The organism is Escherichia sp. MOD1-EC6842 (assembly GCF_002965705.1).
Classification (GTDB): domain Bacteria; phylum Pseudomonadota; class Gammaproteobacteria; order Enterobacterales; family Enterobacteriaceae; genus Escherichia; species Escherichia ruysiae.
Genome location: NZ_PTRF01000012.1, coordinates 113,846 through 127,162, shown reverse-complemented (window position 1 = coordinate 127,162; position 13,317 = coordinate 113,846). Strand labels below are relative to the sequence as shown.

Below are 13,317 nucleotides of genomic sequence, written 5' to 3'. Positions count from 1 at the left end.
GCATTGTGCTGTGAATCTTAACGCAACAATCCTCGGCCAGGCCATCGCGTTTGTCCTGTTCGTTCTGTTCTGCATGAAGTACGTATGGCCGCCATTAATGGCTGCCATCGAAAAACGTCAAAAAGAAATTGCTGACGGTCTTGCTTCCGCAGAACGAGCACACAAGGACCTTGACCTTGCAAAGGCCAGCGCGACCGACCAGCTGAAAAAAGCGAAAGCGGAAGCCCAGGTAATCATCGAGCAGGCGAACAAACGCCGCTCGCAGATTCTGGACGAAGCGAAAGCTGAGGCAGAACAGGAACGTACTAAAATCGTGGCTCAGGCGCAGGCGGAAATTGAAGCCGAGCGTAAACGTGCCCGTGAAGAGCTGCGTAAGCAAGTTGCTATCCTGGCTGTTGCTGGCGCCGAGAAGATCATCGAACGTTCCGTGGATGAAGCTGCTAACAGCGACATCGTGGATAAACTTGTCGCTGAACTGTAAGGAGGGAGGGGCTGATGTCTGAATTTATTACGGTAGCTCGCCCCTACGCCAAAGCAGCTTTTGACTTTGCCGTCGAACACCAAAGTGTAGAACGCTGGCAGGACATGCTGGCGTTTGCCGCCGAGGTAACCAAAAACGAACAGATGGCAGAGCTTCTCTCTGGCGCACTGGCGCCAGAAACGCTCGCCGAGTCGTTTATCGCAGTTTGTGGTGAGCAACTGGACGAAAACGGTCAGAACCTGATTCGGGTTATGGCTGAAAATGGTCGTCTTAACGCGCTCCCGGATGTTCTGGAGCAGTTTATTCACCTGCGTGCCGTGAGTGAGGCTACCGCTGAGGTAGACGTCATTTCCGCTGCCGCACTGAGTGAACAACAGCTCGCGAAAATTTCTGCTGCGATGGAAAAACGTCTGTCACGCAAAGTTAAGCTGAATTGCAAAATCGATAAGTCTGTAATGGCAGGCGTTATCATCCGAGCGGGTGATATGGTCATTGATGGCAGCGTACGCGGTCGTCTTGAGCGCCTTGCAGACGTCTTGCAGTCTTAAGGGGACTGGAGCATGCAACTGAATTCCACCGAAATCAGCGAACTGATCAAGCAGCGCATTGCTCAGTTCAATGTTGTGAGTGAAGCTCACAACGAAGGTACTATTGTTTCTGTAAGTGACGGTGTTATCCGCATCCACGGCCTGGCCGATTGTATGCAGGGTGAAATGATCTCCCTGCCGGGTAACCGTTACGCTATCGCACTGAACCTCGAGCGCGACTCTGTAGGTGCGGTAGTTATGGGTCCGTACGCTGACCTTGCCGAAGGCATGAAAGTTAAGTGTACTGGTCGTATCCTGGAAGTTCCGGTTGGTCGTGGCCTGCTGGGTCGTGTGGTTAACACCCTGGGTGCGCCAATCGACGGTAAAGGTCCGCTGGATCACGACGGCTTCTCTGCTGTAGAAGCAATCGCTCCAGGCGTTATCGAACGTCAGTCCGTAGATCAGCCTGTACAGACTGGTTATAAAGCCGTTGACTCCATGATCCCAATCGGTCGTGGTCAGCGTGAATTGATCATCGGTGACCGTCAGACCGGTAAAACCGCACTGGCAATCGACGCGATCATCAACCAGCGCGATTCCGGTATCAAATGTATCTATGTCGCTATCGGCCAGAAAGCGTCCACCATTTCTAACGTGGTACGTAAACTGGAAGAGCACGGCGCACTGGCTAACACCATTGTTGTGGTAGCAACCGCGTCTGAATCCGCAGCACTGCAATACCTGGCACCGTATGCCGGTTGTGCAATGGGCGAATACTTCCGTGACCGTGGCGAAGATGCGCTGATCATTTACGATGACCTGTCTAAACAGGCTGTTGCTTACCGTCAGATCTCCCTGCTGCTCCGTCGTCCGCCAGGACGTGAAGCATTCCCGGGCGACGTATTCTACCTCCACTCTCGTCTGCTGGAGCGTGCTGCGCGTGTTAACGCCGAATACGTTGAAGCCTTCACCAAAGGTGAAGTGAAAGGGAAAACCGGTTCTCTGACCGCGCTGCCGATTATCGAAACTCAGGCGGGTGACGTTTCTGCGTTCGTTCCGACCAACGTAATCTCCATTACCGATGGTCAGATCTTCCTGGAAACCAACCTGTTCAACGCCGGTATTCGTCCTGCGGTTAACCCGGGTATTTCCGTATCCCGTGTTGGTGGTGCAGCACAGACCAAGATCATGAAAAAACTGTCCGGTGGTATCCGTACCGCTCTGGCACAGTATCGTGAACTGGCAGCGTTCTCTCAGTTTGCATCCGACCTTGACGATGCAACACGTAAGCAGCTTGACCACGGTCAGAAAGTGACCGAACTGCTGAAACAGAAACAGTATGCGCCGATGTCCGTAGCGCAACAGTCTCTGGTTCTGTTCGCAGCAGAACGTGGTTACCTGGCGGATGTTGAACTGTCGAAAATCGGCAGCTTCGAAGCCGCTCTGCTGGCTTACGTCGACCGTGATCACGCTCCGTTGATGCAAGAGATCAACCAGACCGGTGGCTACAACGACGAAATCGAAGGCAAGCTGAAAGGCATCCTCGATTCCTTCAAAGCAACCCAATCCTGGTAACGTCTGGCGGCTTGCCTTAGGGCAGGCCGCAAGGCATTGAGGAGAAGCTCATGGCCGGCGCAAAAGAGATACGTAGTAAGATCGCAAGCGTCCAGAACACGCAAAAGATCACTAAAGCGATGGAGATGGTCGCCGCTTCCAAAATGCGTAAATCGCAGGATCGCATGGCGGCCAGCCGTCCTTATGCAGAAACCATGCGCAAAGTGATTGGTCACCTTGCACACGGTAATCTGGAATATAAGCACCCATACCTGGAAGACCGCGACGTTAAACGCGTGGGCTACCTGGTGGTGTCGACCGACCGTGGTTTGTGCGGTGGTTTGAACATTAACCTGTTCAAAAAACTGCTGGCGGAAATGAAGACCTGGACCGACAAAGGCGTTCAATGCGACCTCGCAATGATCGGCTCGAAAGGCGTGTCGTTCTTCAACTCCGTGGGCGGCAATGTTGTTGCCCAGGTCACCGGCATGGGGGATAACCCTTCCCTGTCCGAACTGATCGGTCCGGTAAAAGTGATGTTGCAGGCCTACGATGAAGGCCGTCTGGACAAGCTTTACATTGTCAGCAACAAATTTATTAACACCATGTCTCAGGTTCCGACTATCAGCCAGCTGCTGCCGTTACCGGCGTCAGATGATGATGATCTGAAACACAAATCCTGGGATTACCTGTACGAACCCGATCCGAAGGCGTTGCTGGATACCCTGCTGCGTCGTTATGTCGAATCTCAGGTTTATCAGGGCGTGGTTGAAAACCTGGCCAGCGAGCAGGCCGCCCGTATGGTGGCGATGAAAGCCGCGACCGACAATGGCGGCAGCCTGATTAAAGAGCTGCAGTTGGTATACAACAAAGCTCGTCAGGCCAGCATTACTCAGGAACTCACCGAGATCGTCTCGGGGGCCGCCGCGGTTTAAACAGGTTATTTCGTAGAGGATTTAAGATGGCTACTGGAAAGATTGTCCAGGTAATCGGCGCCGTAGTTGACGTCGAATTCCCTCAGGATGCCGTACCGCGCGTGTACGATGCTCTTGAGGTGCAAAATGGTAATGAGCGTCTGGTGCTGGAAGTTCAGCAGCAGCTCGGCGGCGGTATCGTGCGTACCATCGCAATGGGTTCCTCCGACGGTCTGCGTCGCGGTCTGGATGTAAAAGACCTCGAACACCCGATCGAAGTCCCGGTAGGTAAAGCGACTCTGGGTCGTATCATGAACGTACTGGGCGAACCGGTCGACATGAAAGGCGAGATCGGTGAAGAAGAGCGTTGGGCGATTCACCGCGCAGCACCTTCCTACGAAGAGCTGTCAAACTCTCAGGAACTGCTGGAAACCGGTATCAAAGTTATCGACCTGATGTGTCCGTTCGCTAAGGGCGGTAAAGTTGGTCTGTTCGGTGGTGCGGGTGTAGGTAAAACCGTAAACATGATGGAGCTGATTCGTAACATCGCGATCGAGCACTCCGGTTACTCTGTGTTTGCGGGCGTAGGTGAACGTACTCGTGAGGGTAACGACTTCTACCACGAAATGACCGACTCCAACGTTATCGACAAAGTATCCCTGGTGTATGGCCAGATGAACGAGCCGCCGGGAAACCGTCTGCGCGTTGCTCTGACCGGCCTGACCATGGCTGAGAAATTCCGTGACGAAGGTCGTGACGTTCTGCTGTTTGTTGACAACATCTATCGTTACACCCTGGCCGGTACGGAAGTATCCGCACTGCTGGGTCGTATGCCTTCAGCGGTAGGTTATCAGCCGACCCTGGCGGAAGAGATGGGTGTTCTGCAGGAACGTATCACCTCCACCAAAACCGGTTCTATCACCTCCGTTCAGGCGGTATACGTACCTGCGGATGACTTGACTGACCCATCCCCAGCAACCACCTTTGCTCACCTTGACGCAACCGTGGTACTGAGCCGTCAGATCGCATCTCTGGGTATCTACCCGGCCGTTGACCCGCTGGACTCCACCAGCCGTCAGCTGGATCCGCTGGTAGTTGGTCAGGAACACTACGACACCGCTCGTGGCGTTCAGTCCATCCTGCAACGTTATCAGGAACTGAAAGACATCATCGCCATCCTGGGTATGGATGAACTGTCTGAAGAAGACAAACTGGTGGTAGCGCGCGCTCGTAAGATCCAGCGTTTCCTGTCCCAGCCGTTCTTCGTGGCAGAAGTATTCACCGGTTCTCCGGGTAAATACGTCTCCCTGAAAGACACCATCCGTGGCTTTAAAGGCATCATGGAAGGCGAATACGATCACCTGCCGGAGCAGGCGTTCTACATGGTCGGTTCCATCGAAGAAGCAGTGGAAAAAGCCAAAAAACTTTAACGCCTTAATCGGAGGGTGATATGGCAATGACTTACCACCTGGACGTCGTCAGCGCAGAGCAACAAATGTTCTCTGGTCTGGTCGAGAAAATCCAGGTAACGGGTAGCGAAGGTGAACTGGGGATCTACCCTGGCCACGCACCGCTGCTCACCGCCATTAAGCCTGGTATGATTCGCATCGTGAAACAGCACGGTCACGAAGAGTTTATCTATCTGTCTGGCGGCATTCTTGAAGTGCAGCCTGGCAACGTGACCGTTCTGGCCGACACCGCAATTCGCGGCCAGGATCTCGACGAAGCGCGAGCCATGGAAGCGAAACGTAAGGCTGAAGAGCACATTAGCAGCTCTCACGGCGACGTAGATTACGCTCAGGCGTCTGCGGAACTGGCCAAAGCGATCGCGCAGCTGCGCGTTATCGAGTTGACCAAAAAAGCGATGTAACACCGGCTTGAAAAGCACAAAGCCAGTCTGGAAACAGGCTGGCTTTTTTATTGCGTGCGCTGCGCATATTTTCATCTGGATAGCAGTACAGCAGGATTTGTGCTGTGGTCATTCATGTTCCGCGATTAACTCTTCTTATATAAACCAGCGAAATTCTTTGCTTGTTTTCTCGTTTATTCATTGATCGAAATAAGAGCAAAAACATCATGCTGACGCTTAAATGAAGGTGCTATCTTACTTTTATGCAGACAAAAGGCGCGCCAATGGTCGAAAATGATGTTTTCGTCAGTGGGGATAATCCTTTATTGCGCAATTTATCCTCTGTCCATTTCACGATGAAAAAAATGTAGTTTTTTCAATGTGAAGCGGTTTAAATTCGTTCTCAAATTACAGTCAGGACGCGTATGTTGAATAATGCTATGAGCGTAGTGATCCTTGCAGCAGGCAAAGGCACTCGCATGTATTCTGATATTCCAAAAGTGCTGCATACCCTTGCCGGGAAAGCGATGGTTCAGCATGTCATTGATGCTGCGAATGAATTAGGCGCAGCACACGTTCACCTGGTTTACGGTCACGGTGGCGATCTGCTTAAACAGTCGCTGAAAGATGACAACCTGAACTGGGTGCTTCAGGCCGAGCAACTGGGCACCGGTCATGCAATGCAGCAGGCTGCACCTTTCTTTGCCGATGATGAAGACATTTTAATGCTCTACGGCGATGTGCCGCTGATCTCGGTCGAAACACTCCAGCGTCTGCGTGATGCAAAACCGCAGGGTGGGATTGGTCTGCTGACAGTGAAACTGGATGATCCAACCGGTTATGGTCGCATTACCCGTGAGAATGGCAAAGTTACCGGCATTGTTGAGCATAAAGATGCTACCGATGAGCAGCGTCAAATCCAGGAGATCAACACCGGTATTCTGATCGCCAACGGTGCAGATATGAAACGCTGGCTGGCGAAGCTGACCAATAATAATGCTCAGGGCGAGTACTACATCACCGACATTATTGCCCTGGCGTATCAGGAAGGACGTGAAATCGTCGCTGTACATCCGCAGCGTTTAAGCGAAGTCGAAGGTGTAAATAACCGTCTGCAACTCTCCCGTCTGGAGCGCGTTTATCAGTCCGAACAGGCAGAAAAATTGCTGCTGGCGGGAGTTATGCTGCGCGATCCGGCTCGTTTTGATCTGCGCGGTACGCTTACTCACGGGCGCGATGTTGAAATTGATACTAACGTTATCATCGAGGGTAATGTTACTCTCGGCAATCGCGTGAAAATTGGCACTGGTTGCGTGATTAAAAACAGCGTGATTGGCGATGATTGCGAAATCAGCCCATATACAGTCGTGGAAGATGCGAATCTGGCGGCGGCCTGTACCATTGGCCCGTTTGCCCGTCTGCGCCCTGGTGCAGAACTGCTGGAAGGCGCACACGTCGGTAACTTTGTTGAGATGAAAAAGGCGCGTCTGGGTAAAGGCTCGAAAGCCGGTCATCTGACTTACCTGGGCGATGCGGAAATCGGCGATAACGTTAACATCGGCGCGGGAACTATTACCTGCAACTACGACGGTGCGAATAAATTTAAAACCATTATTGGCGACGATGTATTTGTCGGTTCTGACACCCAACTTGTTGCACCGGTAACGGTTGGTAAAGGCGCAACCATTGCTGCGGGTACTACCGTAACGCGCAATGTTGGTGAAAATGCCCTGGCAATCAGCCGTGTGCCGCAGTCACAAAAAGAAGGCTGGCGTCGTCCGGTTAAGAAAAAGTAATTCTGGCTGGGTAATCCGGCCACCAGGGATGAGGAGATAACATAATCTCCCGCCCAATATGTTGTACTTATAAAAATAACCCCACTCTCTACAAGGCTCGGGGCGCCCGAAAAATCGGGTATACAGGTTGACCGACAACGATATCAATCGGAATTAAAAACTATGTGTGGAATTGTTGGCGCGATCGCGCAACGTGATGTAGCTGAAATCCTTCTTGAAGGCTTACGTCGTCTGGAATACCGTGGTTATGACTCTGCCGGTTTGGCAGTCGTCGATGCAAACGGAAATATGACCCGCTTGCGTCGTCTCGGTAAAGTACAGATGCTGGCCCAGGCAGCGGAAGAACATCCTCTGCATGGCGGCACCGGTATTGCTCACACCCGCTGGGCGACTCACGGAGAACCTTCAGAAGCGAATGCGCATCCGCATGTTTCTGAACACATTGTGGTGGTGCATAACGGCATCATCGAAAACCATGAACCGCTGCGCGAAGAGTTAAAAGCGCGTGGCTATACCTTCGTTTCTGAAACCGACACAGAAGTGATTGCTCACCTGGTGAACTGGGAACTGAAACAGGGCGGCACTCTGCGTGAGGCCGTTCTGCGCGCTATCCCTCAACTGCGTGGCGCTTACGGTACGGTTATCATGGACACCCGCAACCCGGATACTTTGCTGGCGGCTCGTTCCGGTAGCCCGCTGGTTATCGGCCTCGGTATGGGCGAAAACTTTATCGCTTCTGACCAGTTGGCACTATTGCCGGTGACCCGCCGTTTTATCTTCCTTGAAGAGGGCGATATTGCGGAAATCACTCGCCGTTCGGTAAACATCTTCGATAAATCTGGCGCGGAAGTAAAACGTCAGGATATCGAATCCAATCTGCAATATGACGCGGGCGATAAAGGTATTTACCGCCACTACATGCAGAAAGAGATCTACGAACAGCCTAACGCGATCAAAAACACTCTCGCCGGACGTATTAACCACGGTCAGGTTGATCTAAGCGAGCTGGGCCCGAATGCCGATGAACTGCTGTCGAAGGTTGAGCATATTCAGATCCTCGCCTGTGGCACTTCTTACAATTCTGGTATGGTTTCCCGCTACTGGTTTGAATCGCTGGCAGGCATTCCGTGCGACGTCGAAATCGCCTCTGAATTCCGCTATCGCAAATCAGCCGTGCGTCGTAACAGTCTGATGATCACTCTGTCGCAGTCCGGTGAAACGGCAGATACCCTGGCTGGCCTGCGTCTGTCGAAAGAGCTGGGTTACCTTGGTTCGCTGGCAATCTGTAACGTTCCTGGTTCTTCTCTGGTGCGTGAATCCGATCTGGCGCTGATGACCAATGCCGGTACTGAAATTGGCGTGGCATCTACCAAAGCCTTTACCACTCAGCTAACTGTGCTGTTGATGCTGGTGGCAAAATTGTCTCGACTGAAAGGTCTGGATGCCTCCATTGAACATGACATCGTGCATGGTCTGCAGGCGCTGCCGAGTCGTATTGAGCAGATGCTGTCTCAGGACAAACGTATTGAAGCTCTGGCAGAAGATTTCTCTGACAAACATCACGCACTGTTCCTGGGCCGTGGCGATCAGTATCCCATCGCGCTGGAAGGCGCATTGAAGCTGAAAGAGATCTCTTATATTCACGCTGAAGCCTACGCTGCGGGTGAACTGAAACACGGTCCGCTGGCGTTGATTGACGCCGATATGCCGGTTATCGTCGTCGCGCCGAATAACGAACTGTTGGAAAAACTGAAATCCAACATTGAAGAAGTTCGCGCGCGTGGCGGTCAGTTGTACGTCTTTGCCGATCAGGACGCAGGTTTTGTAAGTAGCGATAATATGCACATCATCGAGATGCCGCATGTGGAAGAAGTGATTGCCCCAATCTTCTACACCGTTCCGCTGCAACTGCTGGCGTACCATGTCGCGCTGATCAAAGGCACCGATGTTGACCAGCCGCGTAACCTGGCAAAATCGGTTACGGTTGAGTAATTCTAACCGTTAAGTAAGTAAGGGCTGCCAGCGGGTGGCCCTTTTTCATATTTATTTCTAATAAATTTTCCATTTAGATAACTAAATAAATATATTCTGAATTTTTACCAATGTCCGTTTACGAACTTGATTTACTATTATTTGAATAATATTTATATAATAAATTTATATTCTCCGATTGATTTATAGATATTAATTTAGCTAAACCTGTGTCATTGATGTAATATGTTTGCGAATCATAAATACACTTATTAATATAAGTGATGGTTCGGGTTGAAGGATATATTATATCAATGGAGTTTTTATGAAACGTAATATTATTGGTGGTGCATTCACGCTGGCATCTTTAATGCTGGCCGGACATGCACTCGCAGAGGATGGTGTTGTTCACTTTGTTGGTGAAATTGTTGACAGTAGTTGTGAAGTTACCTCCGATACAGCGGATCAAACTGTTCCTCTTGGAAAAGTCAGTAAAAATGCATTTTCAGGCGTAGGTAGCATGGCATCGCCACAGCAGTTTAGTATTAAACTGGAGAAATGCCCGGCAACGTACACTCAGGCTGCGGTTCGTTTTGATGGTACAGAAGCACCTGGCGGCGATGGCGATCTGAAAGTGGGTACTCCGACTACAGCTGCCGATCCGGGTGATTATACCGGCACCGGGGCAGCGATTGTGGCCACTGGTGTTGGTATCCGTATCTTTAACCAGGCTGACAACTCTCAGGTCAAACTTTATAACGACTCAGCTTATACCACTATCGATGGTAACGGCACTGCGGAAATGAAATTTATTGCACGCTATGTTGCAACAAATGCAGTCGTAACGGCGGGTACAGCGAACGCCGATTCACAATTTACTATCGAATATAAGAAATAATTTATCAGAGCCTTTTTATTCAGTTGGCTTTGGCCAGGGAGTTATTATGTCCAGAAAAAGTTGTTTAATCAGGCTCTTTAAAACAACCCTTTGGTACAAATTATTTATCGCGATTATGTTAAGCCTTTTTTTAGGCCAGCCAGCATTAACCTATGCAGGCGTTGTCATTGGCGGTACGCGGGTTGTTTACATAAGTAATAATGCAGATAAATCTATTTCTGTATTCAGCAAGGAAGAGAAGATCCCTTATCTCATCCAGTCATGGGTGGATCCGTTTAATAAAGATGATAAAAGTAAAGCGCCCTTTACTGTTATACCTCCTGTATCCCGACTTGAACCCGGACAAGAAAAAGTATTACGTATTCTTCACACGAAGGGAATGTCATTACCCGACGACCGTGAATCCGTCTTCTGGCTGAATATCAAAAATATTCCGCCTGCAGCAACCAATAAAGCGGCTAACTCTTTGGAAATTGCTGTTAAAACGCGTATCAAGCTGTTCTGGCGACCAGCAACTATTCGACTTATTCCTGAAGATGCAGCGCCTAAGGTTAAGTGGCGCCGTGAAGGCAAAAATCTGATTGCTGAAAATCCAAACCCGATTCATATCAGTGTGATGGATGTCATTGTTGATGGCCATGATGTGCCTCTCAATATGATCCGTCCTTTCGAAACGCTCTCTTTACCGTTGCCTGCCAATTCTGCGGGTAACCAAATGACCTGGCGATTCATAAATGATTATGGCGCGATAAGCGAACCGCTAAAAAACGCACTGTAAGCATGGCATAAGGATAGGCGTATTATGGTTACGACCAGAATAGCGGTTGGCCTGATGGCAGGGACGTGTCTGATATTCTCACATAGTCTGATGGCCCAGGTCAGCGTATTTAACCCGGCGCTACTGGAAATCGACCATCAATCCGGGGTCGACATTCGTCAGTTTAACCGGGCAAATATGATGCCTCCCGGCGTTTATAGCGTTGATATTTTTATCAACGGTAAAATGTTTGAACGTCAGGATGTGACATTTGTTCAGGATAATCCCGATGCTGATTTACACGCCTGCTTTGTCGCTATAAAAAAAACGCTGATCTCCTTTGGCGTAAAAGTTGATGCACTGAAATCGCTCAATGATGTGGATGAAACGGTCTGTATTGATCCTGAGCCACGCATTGAAGGCTCATCCTGGCAACTGGACAGCGATAAACTGCAACTGAATATCTCCATTCCCCAAATCTACATGGACGCGATGGCCTACGATTACATAAGCCCTACGCGTTGGGATGAGGGGATTAATGCGCTCACTATCAACTACGATTTTTCCGGTTCACATACCCTGCGTTCTGATTATGGTTCTCAGGAGACGAATACCAGCTATCTCAACCTGCGCAACGGACTGAATATTGGGCCGTGGCGATTACGCAATTACAGTACTTTAAACACAACCGATGGTCGTGCGGATTACAACTCTATAAGCACCTGGATACAACGTAATATTGCCGCGTTACGAAGCCAGATTATGATCGGCGATACGTGGACGGCGAGCGATATTTTCGACAGCACGCAAATCCGTGGCGCACGTCTTTATACCGATAACGATATGTTGCCTGCCAGCCAGAATGGATTTGCCCCTGTGGTGCGTGGCATTGCCAAGTCCAACGCCACGGTCATCATTCGTCAAAGTGGTTATGTGATTTACCAGTCTGCCGTTCCACTAGGTGCCTTTGAAATTACTGACCTGAACACTGCCAGTTCAGGGGGAGATTTGGACGTAACTATCAAGGAAGAAGATGGTAGCGAACAACGATTCACCCAACCTTACGCCACTTTGGCAATCCTTAAGCGTGAAGGTCAAACAGATGTCGATATCAGTGTGGGTGAATTACGCGATGAAGATGGATTTATGCCAGATGTCATCCAGGCGCAGATCCTTCATGGCCTGCCGCATGGGTTTACGTTGTATGGTGGTTTACAGGCTACCGAGAATTATGGTTCAGCAGCGTTAGGGATGGGTAAAGATCTTGGTTCTCTGGGTGCTATCTCGTTCGATGTGACTCATGCGCGTGCAAAATTTAGTCATGATGATACGGAAACCGGACAGTCCTATCGCTTTCTGTATTCGAAACGTTTTGATGATACGGACACCAGTTTGCGTCTGGTTGGCTATCGTTATTCCACTGAAGGCTACTATACCCTCAACGAATGGGCGTCACGGAGCAACAGTCCTGACGATTTCTGGCAAACCGGTAACCGCCGCAGTCGTGTGGAAGGAACGCTAACGCAGTCGCTGGGAAGAGATTACGGCAACGTATACCTGACATTAAGTCGTCAGCAGTACTGGCATACCGATGATGTCGAGCGATTAATGCAATTTGGCTACAGCAGTAGCTGGAAGCGTCTCTCGTGGAATATCTCCTGGAGTTATTCCAATACCGCTCGTCAGGGGACGAGTAATAATTATGCCAGTGATAACAGCAGTGAGCAGATCTACATGCTCTCTTTATCTGTGCCTTTATCTGGCTGGTGGGGGAATAGTTACGCCACATATTCCGTTTCACAAAATGATAATTCCGGCAGTTCACATCAAGTAGGGATAAGCGGAACAGCCCTGGAAAAAAATAATCTGTCCTGGAATTTAATGCAGTCTTATAACAGCCACGATGATGAAGTTGGCGGGAATATGTCACTGTCTTATGACGGCACCTACGGTTCGCTGAACGGCAGTTATAATTACAGCCAAAATTCCCAGCGACTCAATTACGGTATTAAGGGCGGTATTCTGGCGCACAGCGAAGGGGTAACGTTAAGTCAGGAGTTAGGTGAAACCATCGCGCTGGTTAAAGCACCAGGCGCAGCCGGGCTGGAAATTGATAATATGCGCGGTGCCGCAACGGACTGGCGTGGCTACACGGTCAAGACACAACTAAATCCATATGATGAAAACCGAGTGGCAATCAGTGATAACTATTTCTCGAAAGCAAATGTCGAGCTTGATAATACCGTCGTGACGATGATTCCGACGCGTGGCGCTGTGGTTAAAGCAGAGTTTGTTACGCATGTGGGTTACCGTGTTTTATTCAGAGTCATGAATGTAAAAGGTAAGCCAGCACCATTTGGCGCGATGGCATCAGTACAAAGCGCGTCCTCTGCAAACTCAGGGATTGTGGGGGACCATGGCGAGCTTTATCTCTCGGGACTTACTGAAAAGGGACAAGTAACATTATCCTGGGGCGAAAATGCGACCACAAAATGTACCTTCGATTACACTCTCTCATTACCTGCAAGTGAAAGTGGATTAATTGAGCAAGACGTGACATGTCATTAAAA

Annotated in this window: 11 protein-coding genes; all 11 read left to right on the top strand. The window is 50.0% G+C overall.

Annotated elements, in window-relative coordinates; translation table 11 throughout:
* Window positions 1-10 precede the first annotated feature (10 nt).
* The 11 genes from atpF to lpfC-O113 all read left to right on the top strand — a co-directional run bounded on the left by atpF (window position 11) and on the right by lpfC-O113 (window position 13,315).
* Window positions 11-481 carry a F0F1 ATP synthase subunit B gene (atpF, locus tag A7Z29_RS15640; RefSeq protein ID WP_001052219.1) on the top strand — a complete coding sequence of 157 codons (471 nt, stop codon included), beginning with the start codon at window positions 11-13 and terminating at the stop codon, window positions 479-481.
* Window positions 482-495: 14 nt separating this feature from the next.
* Window positions 496-1,029 carry a F0F1 ATP synthase subunit delta gene (gene atpH, locus A7Z29_RS15635; RefSeq protein ID WP_001288587.1) on the top strand — a complete coding sequence of 178 codons (534 nt, stop codon included), beginning with the start codon at window positions 496-498 and terminating at the stop codon, window positions 1,027-1,029.
* Between the two features lie 12 nt (window positions 1,030-1,041).
* A complete protein-coding gene (gene atpA, locus A7Z29_RS15630; protein WP_001176745.1) occupies window positions 1,042-2,583 on the top strand; it encodes a F0F1 ATP synthase subunit alpha in 1,542 nt (513 codons plus the stop codon).
* A 50-nt stretch (window positions 2,584-2,633) separates the two neighbouring features.
* Complete coding sequence (atpG, locus tag A7Z29_RS15625; protein ID WP_000896498.1) at window positions 2,634-3,497, top strand: F0F1 ATP synthase subunit gamma; 864 nt, start codon at window positions 2,634-2,636, stop codon at window positions 3,495-3,497.
* Window positions 3,498-3,523: 26 nt separating this feature from the next.
* Window positions 3,524-4,906: a F0F1 ATP synthase subunit beta gene (gene atpD / locus A7Z29_RS15620; RefSeq protein WP_000190506.1), complete on the top strand. Its 1,383-nt coding sequence runs from the start codon at window positions 3,524-3,526 to the stop codon at window positions 4,904-4,906.
* 20 nt (window positions 4,907-4,926) lie between these two features.
* Window positions 4,927-5,346, top strand: coding sequence for a F0F1 ATP synthase subunit epsilon (locus A7Z29_RS15615; RefSeq protein ID WP_001251965.1), 420 nt, complete (start codon window positions 4,927-4,929; stop codon window positions 5,344-5,346).
* Between the two features lie 404 nt (window positions 5,347-5,750).
* Window positions 5,751-7,121, top strand: a complete 1,371-nt coding sequence (glmU, locus tag A7Z29_RS15610) for a bifunctional UDP-N-acetylglucosamine diphosphorylase/glucosamine-1-phosphate N-acetyltransferase GlmU (RefSeq protein ID WP_000933711.1) — start codon at window positions 5,751-5,753, stop codon at window positions 7,119-7,121.
* Window positions 7,122-7,283: 162 nt separating this feature from the next.
* Window positions 7,284-9,113 (top strand): glutamine--fructose-6-phosphate transaminase (isomerizing), encoded by a 1,830-nt coding sequence (gene glmS, locus A7Z29_RS15605; protein ID WP_000334114.1) that lies wholly within the window; start codon window positions 7,284-7,286, stop codon window positions 9,111-9,113.
* A 304-nt stretch (window positions 9,114-9,417) separates the two neighbouring features.
* Window positions 9,418-9,990: a long polar fimbria major subunit LpfA-O113 gene (gene lpfA-O113 / locus A7Z29_RS15600; RefSeq protein WP_000827800.1), complete on the top strand. Its 573-nt coding sequence runs from the start codon at window positions 9,418-9,420 to the stop codon at window positions 9,988-9,990.
* Window positions 9,991-10,036: 46 nt separating this feature from the next.
* Window positions 10,037-10,768, top strand: a complete 732-nt coding sequence (gene lpfB-O113 / locus A7Z29_RS15595) for a long polar fimbrial chaperone LpfB-O113 (RefSeq protein WP_000088108.1) — start codon at window positions 10,037-10,039, stop codon at window positions 10,766-10,768.
* Between the two features lie 24 nt (window positions 10,769-10,792).
* Window positions 10,793-13,315 (top strand): long polar fimbrial usher protein LpfC-O113, encoded by a 2,523-nt coding sequence (lpfC-O113, locus tag A7Z29_RS15590; protein WP_105290439.1) that lies wholly within the window; start codon window positions 10,793-10,795, stop codon window positions 13,313-13,315.
* Window positions 13,316-13,317 lie beyond the last annotated feature (2 nt).